The following is a 16,059-nucleotide window of genomic DNA, read 5'->3' as shown; positions in this document are numbered from 1 at the left end:
GGGTGTCTTCGGTGTCCACGAGCTCAGGTCGGCTGCGCCTGGTGGTGATCCAGGTGCTGGTGTTCTCGCTGTTCGCCACCCTGTTCGCGCGCCTCTACTACCTCCAGGTCGTCGGCGGCGAGGAGTACCACGCCCAGGCGGCCGCCCAGTCGGTGCGCGAGATCGTCGTGCAGCCCCAGCGCGGGCTGATCGTCGACGACCAGGGCCGCCCGCTGGTCGCCAACCGCACCTCGTGGGTGGTGTCGATCGACCGCACCGTGCTCGGCAGGATGACCGCCCACCAGCAGGAGGTGCTGGTCGGCCGGGTCGCCGACGCCGTGGTGGTGCCGGCCCGGAAGATCGACCAGAAGCTGGTCACCTGCGGGGACGAGGGCGCCGTTCCCGGCACCTGCTGGAACGGCTCGCCGTACCAGCCGGTCCCGGTCGCGATGGACGTCAAGCAGGCGGTGGCGCTGCGGATCCTGGAGCAGCCCGAGGACTACCCCGGCGTGCTCGCCGAGCAGCAGAGCGTGCGCGCCTACCCGCGTCCGTACGGCGTGAACCTCGCGCACGTACTCGGCTACCTGAGCCCGATCACCGAGGACGAGCTCGACCGCGCCGAGGAGAACGGCGACCGTTCGGTCAACGGCGCCTCCTCGGTCGGCCGGGCCGGGGTCGAGAAGGAGTACGACCGCTGGCTGCGCGGCATGCCCGGCTACAAGAGCGTCGCCGTGGACTCGATGGGCCGGGTGCTGGGCGACGACGGCGAGGTCGCCGGCCAGCCCGGGGACACCCTGGTCACCTCGATCGACGCGAAGGTGCAGGGCGTGGTCGAGCGGCAGCTCGCCGACACGATCTCGACCGCGCGGCAGACCTACGACGAGGTCACCCGTCGCAACTACCGCGCCGACTCCGGCGCGGTGGTCGTGATGGAGGCGCAGACCGGCCGGATCGTCGCGATGGCCAGCCAGCCGACGTACGACCCCGGCGTGTGGGTCGGTGGCATCACCAAGAAGCAGCTCGCGCGGCTGTACTCCGACGCCGCCGGCAACCCCCTGCTCGGTCGCGCGACCCAGGGCCAGTTCGCGCCCGGGTCGACCTGGAAGCCGATCATGACCGTCGGGGCGCTGAACAACGGGTTCTCCACCGGCACCCGCCTGGACTGCTCCTCCGGCCTCCAGGTCGGCAACCGGTGGTTCAAGAACTACGAGTCCGCCTCCTACGGGATGATCGGCTTCGACCAGGCGCTGCAGCTGTCCTGCGACACCTTCTTCTACCGCGTCGGCCTGCACTTCTGGCAGAAGTACGGCTCCGACCCGACGAACGTGGACGCCAAGGACCCGCTGGTCCAGGAGGCCAAGAACTTCGGCTTCGGCAGCGAGACCGGCATCGACCTCCCCGGAGAGGCCAGTGGCCGGATCGCCGACCGGCACTGGAAGCTCGCCTACTGGAAGGCGATGAAGGGCTACTACTGCAAGCTCGACCGCGAGGGGAGCGCGAAGAGCAGCTTCCTGCGGGTCTTCGCCCACGAGTTCTGCCTCGAGGGCAGCTACTACCGCGCCGGCGACGCCGTGAACTACTCGATCGGCCAGGGCGACACGATGGTCACCCCGCTCCAGCTCGCGCGCGCGTACGCCGCGCTGTCGAACGGCGGGACGCTCTACGCCCCACGGGTTGCCAAGGCGGTCGTCAGCCCCGAGGGCACCGTGCTCAAGCGGTTCGACCCGGTCGTCGAGGGCAAGGTGGACGCCACGCCTGCGAGCCTGCGCTACGTCGACCAGGCGCTCCAGGGCACCCCGAAGGTCGGCACCCTGGCCTGGCGGTTCGGGGGCTTCCCGCTGGACCGGGTCCACATCCGCGGCAAGACCGGCTCCGCCGAGGTCTACGGGAAGCAGTCGACCTCGTGGGTCGCGTCGTACGACGAGAACTATGTCGTGGTGATGATGGTCAGCCAGGCCGGCACCGGCTCGGGCACCTCGGGCCCCGCGGTCCGCAAGATCTGGGAGGCCCTGTACGGCGTGGATGGGATGACCGTCGACCCGTCGAAGGCCGCGATCCCGGGCACCACGCCGCCCGAGCGGCTGCCGACGTTCATGAAGGACGGCACCATCCTGCCGCCGGCCGAGCAGGGCTCCGAGCGCCGCGACGAGGAGGACTGACGTGCCGACCCCCCGCTCCGGGCTCCGGACGTCCGGCCTCAGGCCCCCCGGTCTCAGGCCCCCCGGTCTCAGGGCCCCGGGCCTCGACTGGGTGCTGATGCTCGCCGTTCTCGGGCTGGTCACGCTCGGGAGCCTCCTGGTGTGGTCGGCGACCACGCACCGAGAGGACCTCACCGGGGGTGACCCCACGGCGTACCTGAAGAAGCAGGTCGTCAACGTGCTCATCGGTCTGGTGCTGATGGTGGTCGTGCTCGCGACCGACCACCGCTGGGTCCGCATCGTCGCCCCGCTGGTGTACGTCGCCTCCCTCGGCGGCCTGGCCCTCGTGCTGACGATGGGCACCACGATCAACGGCTCCCGGTCCTGGCTGCAGCTCGGGGGGATGTCCATCCAGCCCTCCGAGTTCGCCAAGCTCGCCGTCGTGATCGGCATGGCGCTGTGGGTCGCGGAGCGCGCCGACGTGCGCAGGGGCCGGCCCGGCGGCAGCCTCGGCGACGTCCTCGGCATGCTCGGCATCGCCGGGCTCCCGGCCGCGCTGATCATGCTCCAGCCCGACCTCGGCACGATGCTCGTGCTCTCCGCGACCGTCTTCGGGGTCCTGGCGGTCTCCGGTGCACCGCGACGCTGGCTGGGCCTGCTGGCCGCCGGTGGGGTCACCGCGGCGGCCGCCGCGGTCGCTGCCGGGTTCTTGAAGCAGTACCAGGTCGACCGCTTCCTCGCGTTCACCAACCCCGACCTCGACCCGCGCGGGGCCGGCTACAACGTCGAGCAGGCGCGAATCGCGATCGGCAACGGCGGGCTGTTCGGTCAGGGTCTCTTCGACGGCTCCCAGACCCGCGCCGGCTTCGTGCCCGAGCAGCACACCGACTTCGTGTTCACGGTCGCGGGGGAGGAGCTCGGCCTGGTCGGCGCCGGCCTCCTGATCGCCCTGCTCGGGCTCGTCATCTGGCGGGCGCTGGCGATCTCGGCGCGCACCGACGACCCGTTCGGCCGGCTCGCGGCCGCCGGCATCGCCTGCTGGTTCGGCTTCCAGGCGTTCCAGAACGTCGGGATGTGCCTGGGCATCATGCCGGTCACCGGCGTCCCGCTGCCGTTCGTGTCGTACGGGGGCAGCTCGATGTTCGCCGGCATGCTCGCGATCGGGCTGCTCCAGAACATCCACCTGCGCTCCACCCAGAGCCTCCCGTTGCGCCACGCGCTGCCGCTGCGTGCGGTCCGCTCCGGGCTCAGCGTCAGGGCTTGAGGACGGGGACCTGCGCTCGGCCAGGACATCGTGGGGAGGGGCCGGTGGGCCGGCTCGTGTTTGGATGGGGACATGAGCGACCGCGACATCGAGCCGGAGATCGCCGAGGCCGTCCAGAGCGTGGCCAACCGCTACGGGGCCCGCGGGCTCGAGGACCTCATCGTCCTCGCCGAGCAGGAGCTGGTGGCGACACGCCGCGCGCTCGAGGAGCTCGCTCCGGACACCGACTGAGCTCCGCGCGACAGTTCGCCGCGGGCCGGGACCCGTCGTACCCTGGGATCTTCCCGACCGTCGACGCAGTTCTGCGAGGTAGTTGCATGTCCGCGCCCGTGAGCGCCCCGGAGTCCGTCTTCGCCCGCCTCGAGCCCCGACTCGCGTCGGTCTCCAAGCCGATCCAGTACGTCGGCGGCGAGCTCAACTCGACCGTCAAGGACTGGGACTGCGCGCCCGAGGGCGAGACCGTCCGCTGGGCGCTGATGTATCCCGACGCGTACGAGGTCGGCCTGCCCAACCAGGGCACCCAGATCCTCTACGAGGTGCTCAACGAGCGCGACTGGATCCTCGCGGAGCGCACCTACGCGGTGTGGCCCGACATGGAGAAGGTCATGCGCGCGGGCGACGCCGCCGGCCCGATCCCGCAGTTCACCGTCGACGCCCACCGGCCGGTCCGCGCCTTCGACCTGTTCGGCTTCAGCTTCTCCACCGAGCTCGGCTACACCAACATGCTCAACGCCGTCGACCTCGCCGGCATCCCGCTGCACGCCGCCGACCGCGACGCGGACGACCCGATCGTGCTCGCCGGCGGCCATGCGGCGTTCAACCCCGAGCCGATCGCCGACTTCATCGACGCTGCCGTGCTCGGCGACGGCGAGGAGGTCGTGCTCGCGATCTCCGAGGTGGTCCGCGAGTGGAAGCAGGAGAAGAACGGCCCCGGCGGCTCCGCCATGACCAGGGACGAGTTGCTGCGCCGGCTCGCGGTCAGCGGCGGCGTCTACGTGCCGCGCTTCTACGACGTCGCGTACGCCGAGGACGGCACCATCGAGGCGGTCGTGCCGAACCGGCCCGGCATCCCGTTCCGGATCCGCAAGCACACCCTGATGGACCTCGACGCGTGGCCCTACCCCGCAAAGCCGCTGGTCCCGCTCGCCGAGACCGTCCACGAGCGGTACTCCGTGGAGATCTTCCGCGGCTGCACCCGTGGCTGCCGCTTCTGCCAGGCCGGGATGATCACCCGCCCGGTGCGCGAGCGGTCGATCCGGACCATCGGCGACATGGTCGAGAACGGCATCCGCAAGTCCGGGTTCGAGGAGGTCGGCCTGCTGTCGCTGAGCAGCGCCGACCACACCGAGATCGGGGACGTCGCCAAGGGCCTGGCCGACCGCTACGAGGGCACCAACGTCAGCCTCAGCCTGCCGAGCACCCGCGTGGACGCCTTCAACATCACGCTCGCCAACGAGTTCTCCCGCAACGGGCGACGCTCGGGCCTCACGTTCGCCCCCGAGGGCGGCTCGGAGCGGATGCGCCGGGTGATCAACAAGATGGTCACCGAGGAGGACCTGATCCGCACCGTGGCGGCGGCGTACTCCCACGGCTGGCGGCAGGTGAAGCTCTACTTCATGTGCGGGCTGCCGACCGAGACCGACGAGGACGTGCTGGCCATCGCCGAGCTCGCCAAGCAGGTGATCGCCAAGGGCCGCGAGGTCTCCGGGCGCAACGACATCCGCTGCACGGTCTCGATCGGCGGCTTCGTGCCGAAGGCGCACACGCCGTTCCAGTGGGCCGGCCAGCTCGACGCCGAGACCACCGACGAGCGGCTGAAGAAGCTGCGCGACGTGGTCCGCGAGGACAAGCGGTTCGGTCGGGCGATCGGCTTCCGCTACCACGACGGCAAGCCCGGCACGATCGAGGGCCTGCTCTCCCGGGGCGACCGCCGCGTCGGCGCGATCATCGAGCAGGTCTGGCGCGACGGCGGCCGGTTCGACGGCTGGAGCGAGCACTTCTCCTACGAGCGCTGGGTCGCCTCCGCCGAGGCGGGTCTGGCCGGCACCGGCGTCGACCTGGACTGGTACACCACCCGCGAGCGCGAGTACGACGAGGTCCTGCCCTGGGACCACCTCGACTCCGGGCTCGACAAGGACTGGCTGTGGGCCGACTGGGAGGACGCCCTCGCGGCCGCGGACGGCGCCGACATCGAGGTCGAGGACTGCCGCTGGACGCCCTGCTACGACTGCGGGGTGTGCCCGGAGATGGGCACCGAGATCCAGATCGGCCCCACGGGCCAGAAGCTGCTGCCGCTGTCGGTGGTCTGATCGCAGCTGGCCCGGGACGCCTTCTCATGGATGAGAAGTTGGCCGTACGCCGCGATCGTCCGGGAGTCGGTCACCTCCCTGCCGGAGATCATGCGTTCGAACTCGACTCGGGTGAACCACTGCGATCGAAGCCCCTCTTCGTCGGCGTCGAGCGAGGGCGCGCCCTGGACCAGATCTGTCGCGAGGAACACCCAACAGGTCTGGGTCGACGTGCTGGGCAGGACCTCGAGCGCGCCGATCGGGGTCAGGGCCTCAGCTAACAGTCCGGTCTCCTCACGCAATTCTCGTCGAGCAGCGCCGGCGGGATCGGGATCCTGTTCTTCGACATTTCCAGACGGGAACTCCCAACGACGTCCTCCGACGGGGTGTCGGTATTGATCGACGAGGTACACCCGGCCGCGTGCCATCGGGAGGACGAGCGCAATGTCACGACTCTCGAACACCGAGTACGTTCGCGGTTCCCCAGGCGCCGCGGCCAGAGTGTCCTCACGGATCGAGAACCAGGCGTTGGTGTAAGCACGCTTGCTCGCCACAACTCGTGGCCATTGGAGATCGCTCACGCCGAACGGTTGAGCTCGTGCTCGACGGCTCTGCGGATCCACGACGACACTGAGCGGTCGTCGGCCTCGGCGCGCTTCTTCACCTCGTCCAGAACGCTCTCGGGGAACCGGACCGGGATGGGCGCGGTCAGATTGGCCTTCCGGCGGCGCGGCGGGCCGACCGGCTCGCGGTTGGCGGGATCGGCGTAGAACTCGTACTCCTCGTCGGGAGTCATCTCAGACGTCATTACGATCACCTCGGTAGGTTCGCGCCAGTTCGACGCTGGCCTCGTAGCAGCCGATGGGTCGGCAGCGGGTCGGATCGCCGTTCCGAGAAGGGGCGATGGGGACGACGAGCACGCGCCCGACGACTTCGGCCACCATCAGCCAGTGGGCCGGTGGCCTGGCTGGGTAGAACAATGGATCACTCGTCCAGACGTCATAGACATCCTTGAGCCCCAGGTGGGGGTGCTTGAAGAGATGTGCAGCTTGGGCATCGACCTCGAATGGCTCCTCGGACAGCAGGTCGAGGTCGAGTGAGTCCACAACTGGATTGTATAACAAACGACTACGCTACTCGTCGCATCGAGTCTGCGAAATGTTCCATCTGCCCGGAGATGGGCACCGAGATCCAGATCGGCCCCACGGGCCAGAAGCTGCTGCCGCTCAGCGTCGTGTGATCAGGTGCGCGGCGAGCCCGAGCGCTTGAGCTGGTCCTCGACGTACATCGGCCGCGCGACGTACGCGGCGAGCGCGAACAGCGGCAGGGCGAGCAGCAGCAGGATCAGCAGCGGCAGGTTCCAGCCGCCGGACGCGTCGTGCACGACGCCGATCAGGAACGGGCCGACCGCGGCAACCAGGTAGCCGGTCGACTGGGTGAACGCCGACAGCGCCGCCGTGCCCTGCGGGGTGCGCGCTCGCAGGCCGATCAGGGTCAGGATCAGGGGGAAGGTCACCGCGGCGACACCGACGACGACGGCCCACACCGGCGCCAAGGCGTACGGCGCCACCATCAGGCCGATGTAGCCGACGGGGTAGGCCGCGATCACCGTGAACATCAGCCGCCGCGGGTCCTCACTCCGGGCCAGCACGTTCGGCAGCCACAGCGCCAGCGGGATGCTCATGCCGGCGACGACTCCTGCGAGCACGCCGGCGACGGTCGCGGAGTAGCCGCTGTCGCGCCACAGCTGCGGGAACCAGCCGAAGACCACGTACGCCTGCAACGACTGCAGCCCGAAGAACAACGACATCGCCACGCCCAGCGGCGTGCGAGCGACGTCGACGTACCGGATCGAGCGCGGGGCACTCTCGAGGTGGCGATCGTGGGCGATCAGGGAGAGCCAGGGCACCGCGGCGAGCACCGCGAGGACGGCCCAGGCCCCCAGCCCGGAGCGCCAGCCGCCGAACGCGTCGGCGATCGGGACGGTCAGCACCAGCGACGCCGTCAGGCCGACGGACAGCGCGGTCGTGTAGATCGCGGTGACCCGGCCGATCCGGTCGGGGAAGTGCAGCTTCACCAGCGAGGGGAGCAGCACGTTCGCCATCGCCATCCCCGCGAGGGCGACGAGCGAGAGCACCAGGAACACCGACTCCCGGTGGGTCAGCACCCGACCGATGAGGCCGGCGATCGCGGCCACGATCGCCAGCAGCGTGACCCGGTGGATGCCGATCCGGTGCGCGGCAGCGGGCGCGAGCGCGCCGAACGCGGCGAACGCGATCACCGGCAGCGACGTGAGGAGCCCGGCGGTCGCCCCCGACATCGAGTACGCGTCCCGGACCTCCGCGAGCACGGGCCCGACGCTGATCGCGGCGGGGCGCAGGTTGAAGGACAGCAGGACCAGGCCGACCAGGACGAGGGCGGCCGTGCGGCGCGCGGGGGTGCTCACCCGGGCGATGCTCTCACCCGGCCGGGGGTGGGCGGCGGCAGGATGGCGCCATGCGAGAGATCCGCGACACCGAGCGCCGGTCCCGACTGGCGCGCCGCCACGCCCTCGCACCCGGCCACCGCGCCGCCGGCCCCGAGGCGGCGACGTACGCGATGACGGTGCTGCACGCCACCGAGGCACCGACGGTCTACCTCTCCTTGTGGGCGCGGGCGGACGGGCTCACGGTGGCCGACGTCGACCGGGCGCTGTACGCCGACCGCACGCTGGTCAAGCAGCTCGCGATGCGCCGCACCCTGTTCGTCTTCCCGCGCGACCTGCTGCCGGCCGCCTGGGGGAGCGCGTCGGCCCGGGTCGCCCGGGCCCACCGCGCCCGACTGGCCAAGGACGTCGAGGCCGCCGGTCTCGCGGCCGACGGCGAGGCCTGGGTCGCGGCCGCCGAGGCTGCCACCCTGACCCGGCTCGCCGACGGCTCGGAGCTCTCGGCCGCGCAGCTGCGCGAGGAGCTGCCCGAGCTCGAGGGGCGCCTGCACATGTCGCCCGGCAAGTCCTACGGCGGGCACGTCCCGATCGCGCCCCGGCTGTTCACCCAGCTCGGGGTGGAGGGCAGCATCGTCCGCGGCCGCAACGCGGGCCATTGGCGCACCGCCCGGCCGCAGTGGACCCTGACCTCGACCTGGCTGGGCGAGGTGCCCGAGCCGGCCAAGGAGCGGGAGGGGTACGCCGAGCTGGTCGGCCGCTGGCTGCGCACCTTCGGGCCGGGCACCGAGGCCGACCTGGTGTGGTGGCTGGGCGCCACCAAGGGCGCGGTCCGCGCCGCGCTCGCCGACGTCGCCGCGGTCGAGGTCGCGCTGGAGGGCGGTGGCGCCGGGTGGCTGCTGCCCGACGACCCGCTGGCCGTCGACCCCGAGCCCGACATCGAGCCGTGGGCGGCGCTCCTGCCGGTGCTCGACCCGACCGTGATGGGCTGGAAGGAGCGGTCCTTCTTCCTCGGACCGCACGCGCCGGCCCTGTTCGACGCGAACGGCAACGCCGGCACCACCGTCTGGTGGGACGGCCGGGTCGTCGGCTGCTGGGTGCAGGACCCCGACGGCCTGGTGCTGCTCAACCTCCTCGAGGACGTGGGCAGCGACGGCGCCGCCGCGCTGGAGGTCGAGGCGGCCCGGCTGACCGCGTGGCTGGGAGGCGATCGGGTCAGCACGGTCTACCCGTCTGCGGCGATGAAGCAGGCCGTCGCGCGCTGAACCCGTAGCCTTGACCGGTGCGCGACCAGCCCGAGCAGCAAGCCCCACCCGTCCAGCGGCTGCGGATCCGCTACGCCAAGCGCGGCCGGCTCCGGTTCACCAGCCACCGCGACTTCAGCCGGGCCTTCGAGCGGGCGGTCTTCCGCGCGCGGGTCCCGATGGCCTACTCCTCGGGGTTCAACCCGCACCCGCGGATCTCGTACGCCGGCGCTGCGCCCACCGGGTCCGCGAGCGAGGCCGAGTACCTCGAGATCGGGCTGGCCGAGGTCCGCGACCCCGCAACCGTGCGCGCCGCCCTGGAGGAGGCGCTGCCCGACGGCCTCGACGTCGTCGAGGTGGTGGAAGCCGCCGGGGGCTCCCTCGCGGACCTCCTGGAGGCGAGCCACTGGCTGCTCGACCTCGAGGTCGCTCCGGAGGTCACCGGCCCGGCTGTCACGACCTTCCTTGCGGCGGAGGCCGTGCCGGTGCAGCGGATGACCAAGAAGGGGCTGCGCGACTTCGACTGCCGCGCGGCCGTGATCGCGCTCGCCGCGGAGCCGCACGGGACCGGCACCCGCCTCGACCTGGTGCTCCGGCACGGCGTCCCGTCGGTGCGCCCGGACGACGTGCTGGCCGGACTGACCGCGGTCTCCGGCCTCGAGATGCCCGGCGCCCCGCTGCTCACCCGGCTCGCCCAGGGCCCGCTCGACCCCACCACCGGAGAGATCGGCGACCCGCTGGGCGGCTGACGGTGACGGCCACCACCGCGACGTGTGCGATACTCGCAGGGATCGGCCCGGGCAACCTGCCCGGAACGGTACGACGACGTTCTCGCCGGCCCACCCAGGGTCGGCACGCTGGCTGGATGTCGTTCCACCAGACCGCGACGCGGCCCGGTAGGTCGGTGACAGCGACCCACCGCGAGTCCCAGGGACTCAGGCCAGGCGACCGCGGCAGGTGGGGCGACGTGCACCGGTGACGCACCGCGGAGGGTGTCGCCGCCACACGACAGGCTTTGCGTCGCCCGCTCTGAACACCCGGGCGGGCGACGTCGGACCCGCCCGGGCGCACGCCGTTCGGGCCTAGGAGCACACACGATGCCCGACGACCTCCAGGCCGGAGCAGAACCCACCACCGACGCGCCCGAGCAGGCGCCCACAGCAGAGAAGCCGGCCGCCAAGAAGGCGACCGCTCGCAAGACCGCGGCCAAGAGGACCGCGAAGAAGGCCGCCGCCGCGGAGCCGGCCGACACCCTCGTCGACGCGCCCCTCCTCGACGCGCCCGCCGACGCAGGCGGCGACGCCGCGGTCGAGGCGCCCGCGAAGAAGACCGCCGCGAAGAAGACGGCCGCCAAGAAGGCCGCCGCGAAGAAGGCCCCCGCGAAGGCCGTGGCCAAGAAGTCGGCGGCGAAGAAGGCAGCGGCCGAGCCGGTACCGGCCGAGGAGGCGCCGACCCCGCCCCACGGCGACCCGCTCGCCCAGCCGACGACCGAGCAGGCCGGGCCGGCCGCCCCCGCGGTGCTGTTCCAGGCACCCGAGTCGACGAAGCCCGCGAAGAAGACCGCCAAGAAGGCCGCGGCCAAGAAGGCCCCGGCCAAGAAGGCCGCCGCGACGGCTCCGGACGAGGACCAGGCGGCCGCCGACAGTGCCGAGACGGCCGAGGAGTCGGCCCGGCCGGCGAAGAAGACCGCCGCCAAGAAGACCGCTGCCAAGAAGACCGCCGCCAAGAAGGGCGGCGGGCGCAAGGCCGACGGATCCAGCGACCAGCCCGAGACCGCTACCGAGGACGAGGACGACGAGACCACGCAGCCCGAGGATGCCGAGAGCGCCGAGACCGGTGGCGAGGGCACCGGCCGTCGTCGTCGCCGCCGTGGCGGGCGCCGTCGGCGCAAGGCCGGTGACGGTGACAGCGGCTCGGGTGACGCGGCACACGCGGGCCCCGGTGAGGACGCCGAGGACGCCTCGGACCGCTCCGACGCCGCGGCCGCCGAGGACTCCGGCCCCGAGTCGGGTGGTGAGTCGGGGGGCGAGAGCAGCTCGCGCCGGCGCCGCCGGCGCCGCCGTTCGGGCGAGGACGGCGGCGCGTCCGCCGAGGACCCCGAGGGCACCGTCACCCGGGTCCGCAGCCGCCGCTCCGCGGAGGACGAGATCACCGCGGTCTCCGGCTCCACCCGCCTCGAGGCCAAGAAGCAGCGGCGGCGCGAGGGCCGCGAGGCCGGCCGTCGGCGCGCCCCGATCGTCAGCGAGGCGGAGTTCCTCGCCCGCCGTGAGTCGGTCGACCGGGTCATGGTCGTCCGCCAGCGCGAGGACCTGACCCAGATCGGCGTCCTCGAGGACCGGGTCCTGGTCGAGCACTACGTCGCGCGCGAGTCGCAGACCTCGCTGATCGGCAACGTCTACCTCGGCCGCGTGCAGAACGTGCTGCCCTCCATGGAGGCGGCGTTCATCGACATCGGCAAGGGCCGGAACGCGGTGTTGTACGCCGGTGAGGTCAACTGGTCGGCGCTGGGCCACAAGGACGGGCAGCCGCGCAAGATCGAGTCGGTCCTCTCCTCGGGCCAGTCCGTGCTGGTGCAGGTCACCAAGGACCCGATCGGTCACAAGGGCGCCCGCCTGACCAGCCAGATCAGTCTCGCGGGCCGGTTCCTGGTCTACGTGCCCGACGGCACCACCAGCGGCATCTCCCGCAAGCTCCCCGACACCGAGCGCACCCGGCTCAAGGCGCTGCTCAAGGAGATCGTCCCCGACAGCGCCGGCGTCATCGTTCGCACGGCCGCGGAGGGCGCCAGCGAGGAGGAGCTCACCCGGGACGTGGAGCGGCTCAAGGCCCGCTGGGAGGACATCGAGGGCAAGGCCAAGGGCAGCGCCCCCCAGCTCCTCTACGGCGAGCCGGACCTGACCCTCAAGGTCGTCCGAGACCTGTTCACCGAGGACTTCTCCAAGCTGGTGATCCAGGGCGAGGACGCCTGGGACACGGTGCAGGGCTACGTCCACCACGTCGCGCCCGATCTGGAGGCCCGGCTCGAGCGCTACGACCCCGGCGCGGACGGGGCGGGCGGCAAGGCCGACGTGTTCGCGGAGTACCGGATCGACGAGCAGATCGCCAAGGGGCTGGACCGCAAGGTCTGGCTGCCGTCGGGCGGCTCGCTGATCATCGACCGTACCGAGGCGATGACCGTCGTCGACGTGAACACCGGCAAGTTCACCGGCTCGGGCGGCAACCTCGAGGAGACCGTCACCAAGAACAACCTGGAGGCGGCCGAGGAGATCGTCCGCCAGCTCCGGCTGCGCGACATCGGCGGCATCATCGTCGTCGACTTCATCGACATGGTCCTGGAGTCCAACCGCGACCTCGTGCTGCGCCGCCTGGTGGAGTGCCTCGGCCGCGACCGGACCCGCCACCAGGTCGCCGAGGTGACCTCGCTCGGGCTCGTGCAGATGACCCGCAAGCGGATCGGCACCGGACTGCTCGAGGCGTTCAGCGAGACCTGCGAGCACTGCCAGGGACGCGGCGTGCTGGTGCACGAGGCGCCGGTCGAGCCCCGGCGCGCGGAGGACGACTCCCGCCGCGGCTCGGGCCGCCGCGGTCGCGGTGGCCGAGGCCGAGGCTCCGACCAGGACGCGGCGGCGAGCGCGCCGCAGAAGGCTCCTTCGCCCAAGGACGTGGCCGCGATGGCCCGGCCCGACAGCGCCGACCTCTCCACCGAGGCAGCGACCGACGCGGCGACCGAGGCGGCGGTGCCGGAGGTCGACGAGGTGCCACCGGTGGCGGCCGAGGAGACCCCGGAGCGACCCACGGACCAGCCGGTCGAGGCGGCGGCGCCCGTCGAGACACCGCCTGAGCCCGAGACGCCCGCCGAGCCCGAGCCGCCCAAGGTCGTGACCCGCAGCCGTCGGCGCAGCGCGAGCCGGCCCGCCGGCACCCCGACGACGGCCACGACGGCCACGGCGCCCGCAGCAGAGCCCGTCGCGGAGCCGGTCGTCGCGGAGCCGGTCGTCGCGGAGCCGGCCGAGGAAGCCGTCCCCGAGGCGGTCGGGGAGCCGGTTCCGGACCCGGTGCCGGAGCCCCCGAAGGTCGTCACCCGGACCCGGCGTCGATCCGCCAGCCGGCCCGCAGGCCCGCCGGTCACCGAGGCGCCGGCCAGCCCGGCCAGCCCGGTGGCCGAGACGCCCCCGCCGGGGGCCATCGGCAGCGTCGGCGTGCCGCCCGTGAGCGGTGTGGTCGAGCCCGGCACGGCGGAGGCCGAGACCGACGACGTCCCGGCCATCGAGCACGTGCCGATCAAGAAGAAGGGCTCACGGAAGCGCTGAGGCGGTCCCGGGGCCGGTCCCGGTCCGGCTCCGGTTTTGCCGTAGTGGTGCCCGATCCGTAGTATTGATCCTCGGTGCGTCCAGGCGTGCCTCTTCTGTGCGGCGCCCGACCGTGTGCGCCCCAGACCCCGACGTAACGCATCAGACCCGACGAAGGAGACCGCGGTGTACGCGATCGTGCGCGCAGGCGCCAAGCAGCAGAAGGTTGCCGTGGGCGACGTCATCGAGATCGACCAGGTCGAGACCGCGGCTGGCGAGAAGGTGACGCTGCCGGTCGTCCTCGTCGTCGACGGCGAGACCGTCACCTCGGACGCCAAGAAGCTCGACAAGGCGTCGGTGACGGCGGAGGTCCTCGGTGGCACCAAGGGTCCCAAGATCGTGATCCAGAAGTACAAGAACAAGACCGGCTACAAGAAGCGCCAGGGTCACCGGCAGAAGTACACCCAGGTCAAGGTCACCGACATCTCCCTCTGAGCACCGCTCGAGCACCCGAGAAGGACACGAAATGGCACACAAGAAGGGCGCGGCGTCCACCAAGAACGGCCGCGACTCCAACTCCCAGCGCCTCGGCGTCAAGCGGTACGGCGGCCAGGTCGTCAACGCCGGCGAGATCATCGTGCGCCAGCGGGGCACCCACTTCCACCCGGGCAGCGGCGTCGGCCGCGGCGGTGACGACACCCTGTTCGCGCTGGTCGCCGGTGCCGTCCAGTTCGGCACGCGTCGCGGTCGCCGCGTCGTGAACATCGTCCCGGGCGAGTGACCTGACGCTCGCATCCCACGCAGCAGCTGCGAACGGGCGTCCCTGACGGGGCGCCCGTTTCTGCATTTCCACCGAGTTCTCCGAGAGAGTAGGCACCATGGCAGTCCCGACCTTCGTCGACCGCGTGACGCTGCACGTCAGCGCCGGGCGCGGCGGCAACGGCGTGGCGTCCGTGCACCGGGAGAAGTTCAAGCCGCTCGGCGGCCCCGACGGCGGCAACGGTGGTCCGGGCGGATCGGTGACCCTGCGGGTCGACCCCGACGTGACCACGTTGCTGGACTACCACCACAGCCCCAAGCGGCGCGCCGAGCACGGCGGTCACGGCGCGGGTGCGCACCGCAACGGCGCTCACGGCGCCGACCTGGTGCTCCCGGTGCCGGACGGCACGGTCGTGAGCGACCCGCAGGGACACCTGCTGGCCGACCTGGTCGGACCCGGCACCGAGCTGGTCGTCGCCCAGGGCGGCCGGGGTGGTCTCGGCAACGCGGCACTGGCCTCGGCCAAGCGCAAGGCGCCCGGCTTCGCGCTGCTCGGCGAGCCGGGCGACGAGCTGGAGATCGTGCTCGAGCTCAAGGTGGTGGCCGACATCGGGTTGGTCGGGTTCCCCAGCGCCGGCAAGTCCAGCCTGATCGCGGCGATCTCGCGGGCCCGGCCCAAGATCGCCGACTACCCGTTCACGACCCTGGTGCCCAACCTCGGCGTGGTGTCCGCCGGCGACACGACGTTCACCGTCGCCGACGTGCCCGGCCTGATCGAGGGCGCGAGCGAGGGCCGTGGCCTCGGCCACGACTTCCTGCGCCACATCGAGCGCTGCGCCGCGATCGTGCACGTGGTGGACACCGCGAGCATCGAGCCGGGCCGCAACCCGGTCGACGACCTCGACGTGATCGAGAACGAGCTGACCCGGTACGGCGGCCTCGAGGACCGGCCGCGCCTGGTGGCGCTGAACAAGGTCGACGTCCCGGACGGCCGCGACATCGCCGGCTTCGTCGTCGACGAGCTGCGCCAGCGCGGGCTGCGCGTCTTCGAGGTCTCCGCGGCCTCCGGCGAGGGCCTGCGCGAGCTCACCTTCGCGATGGCGGGCATCGTCGAGGCGGCCCGCGCCGCGAAGCCGGCGGTCGAGGCCACCCGGATCGTGCTGCGCCCGCCCTCGGTCGACGGCAGCGACGCGTTCACCGTCACCGCGACCCCGGACGGCTGGCGGGTCCGGGGCGAGAAGCCGGAGCGCTGGGTGCGGCAGACCGACTTCAGCAACGACGAGGCCGTGGGCTTCCTCGCCGACCGGCTCAACCGGCTCGGCGTCGAGACCCGGCTGGCCGAGATGGGTGCGGAGGAGGGGGACGCCGTCCTCATCGGCGACCCCGAGAACGCGGTCGTGTTCGACTTCAAGCCCGGGGTCGACGCGGCGGCCGAGATCCTCAGCCGGCGCGGCGAGGACCAGCGCTTCGACGAGTCGCGGCCCGCGGCGCGGCGCCGCCGGGCCATCGAGGAGGCGATGGCGGACCGGGCTGAGGGCGAGACCCGCGCTGACGTCGCCCGTCGGCTCGACCGGCCCGCCCGTGAGGACGGCGGAGCCTACGGGCCGCAGTCCTACGAGATCGGCGGCAGGGACGACCCGGACTGGGCCGAGGAGGATCTCGGGGAATGAGCAGGA

Annotated in this window: 14 protein-coding genes; 10 read left to right on the top strand and 4 right to left on the bottom strand. The window is 72.1% G+C overall.

Annotated features, from left to right (window positions below; genetic code table 11):
- Positions 1-11 precede the first annotated feature (11 nt).
- From mrdA to NOCA_RS18995, 4 genes are all read left to right on the top strand, one after another.
- Positions 12-2,138, top strand: coding sequence for a penicillin-binding protein 2 (mrdA, locus tag NOCA_RS19005; protein ID WP_011756895.1), 2,127 nt, complete (start codon positions 12-14; stop codon positions 2,136-2,138).
- A 97-nt stretch (positions 2,139-2,235) separates the two neighbouring features.
- Positions 2,236-3,381, top strand: coding sequence for a rod shape-determining protein RodA (gene rodA / locus NOCA_RS19000; protein WP_140403967.1), 1,146 nt, complete (start codon positions 2,236-2,238; stop codon positions 3,379-3,381).
- A gap of 72 nt (positions 3,382-3,453) precedes the next feature.
- A complete protein-coding gene (locus NOCA_RS27640) occupies positions 3,454-3,612 on the top strand; it encodes a hypothetical protein (protein WP_158305683.1) in 159 nt (52 codons plus the stop codon).
- An 86-nt stretch (positions 3,613-3,698) separates the two neighbouring features.
- Entirely contained in the window at positions 3,699-5,690 is a 1,992-nt protein-coding gene (locus NOCA_RS18995) for a TIGR03960 family B12-binding radical SAM protein (protein ID WP_011756892.1), read from the top strand.
- Here NOCA_RS18995 and NOCA_RS26650 read toward each other — a convergent pair.
- From NOCA_RS26650 to NOCA_RS18980, 4 genes are all read right to left on the bottom strand, one after another.
- Positions 5,603-6,250 (bottom strand): NUDIX domain-containing protein, encoded by a 648-nt coding sequence (locus tag NOCA_RS26650; RefSeq protein ID WP_011756891.1) that lies wholly within the window; start codon positions 6,248-6,250, stop codon positions 5,603-5,605. The two genes, NOCA_RS18995 and NOCA_RS26650, sit on opposite strands and share 88 nt — an antisense overlap.
- A complete protein-coding gene (locus tag NOCA_RS18985) occupies positions 6,247-6,477 on the bottom strand; it encodes a YlcI/YnfO family protein (RefSeq protein WP_011756890.1) in 231 nt (76 codons plus the stop codon). Before NOCA_RS18985 ends, NOCA_RS26650 begins: the two co-directional genes overlap by 4 nt.
- Positions 6,467-6,775: a hypothetical protein gene (locus tag NOCA_RS26645; RefSeq protein WP_197687692.1), complete on the bottom strand. Its 309-nt coding sequence runs from the start codon at positions 6,773-6,775 to the stop codon at positions 6,467-6,469. The genes NOCA_RS18985 and NOCA_RS26645 overlap by 11 nt, the downstream gene beginning before the upstream one ends.
- Positions 6,776-6,909: 134 nt before the next feature.
- Positions 6,910-8,115 carry an MFS transporter gene (locus NOCA_RS18980; RefSeq protein WP_041546683.1) on the bottom strand — a complete coding sequence of 402 codons (1,206 nt, stop codon included), beginning with the start codon at positions 8,113-8,115 and terminating at the stop codon, positions 6,910-6,912.
- A 50-nt stretch (positions 8,116-8,165) separates the two neighbouring features.
- On the opposite strand from NOCA_RS18980, the gene NOCA_RS18975 reads away from it, so the two are divergent.
- The 6 genes from NOCA_RS18975 (at position 8,166) to obgE (ending at position 16,053) form a co-directional block, all read left to right on the top strand.
- Positions 8,166-9,356, top strand: a complete 1,191-nt coding sequence (locus tag NOCA_RS18975) for a winged helix DNA-binding domain-containing protein (protein WP_011756887.1) — start codon at positions 8,166-8,168, stop codon at positions 9,354-9,356.
- A 17-nt stretch (positions 9,357-9,373) separates the two neighbouring features.
- Positions 9,374-10,084 carry a TIGR03936 family radical SAM-associated protein gene (locus tag NOCA_RS18970; RefSeq protein ID WP_011756886.1) on the top strand — a complete coding sequence of 237 codons (711 nt, stop codon included), beginning with the start codon at positions 9,374-9,376 and terminating at the stop codon, positions 10,082-10,084.
- Positions 10,085-10,432: 348 nt separating this feature from the next.
- Positions 10,433-13,645, top strand: coding sequence for an Rne/Rng family ribonuclease (locus NOCA_RS18965; RefSeq protein ID WP_011756885.1), 3,213 nt, complete (start codon positions 10,433-10,435; stop codon positions 13,643-13,645).
- Between the two features lie 165 nt (positions 13,646-13,810).
- Positions 13,811-14,119, top strand: a complete 309-nt coding sequence (gene rplU / locus NOCA_RS18960; protein ID WP_011756884.1) for a 50S ribosomal protein L21 — start codon at positions 13,811-13,813, stop codon at positions 14,117-14,119.
- Positions 14,120-14,150: 31 nt separating this feature from the next.
- Positions 14,151-14,405 (top strand): 50S ribosomal protein L27, encoded by a 255-nt coding sequence (gene rpmA, locus NOCA_RS18955; RefSeq protein ID WP_011756883.1) that lies wholly within the window; start codon positions 14,151-14,153, stop codon positions 14,403-14,405.
- A 97-nt stretch (positions 14,406-14,502) separates the two neighbouring features.
- Positions 14,503-16,053, top strand: a complete 1,551-nt coding sequence (obgE, locus tag NOCA_RS18950) for a GTPase ObgE (protein ID WP_011756882.1) — start codon at positions 14,503-14,505, stop codon at positions 16,051-16,053.
- Positions 16,054-16,059: the final 6 nt, after the last annotated feature.

Origin of the sequence: Nocardioides sp. JS614, assembly GCF_000015265.1 — a bacterium.
GTDB lineage: Bacteria > Actinomycetota > Actinomycetes > Propionibacteriales > Nocardioidaceae > Nocardioides.
The sequence above is the reverse complement of the archived record's forward strand: the minus strand, read 5'-3'. Positions and strand labels throughout refer to the sequence as shown.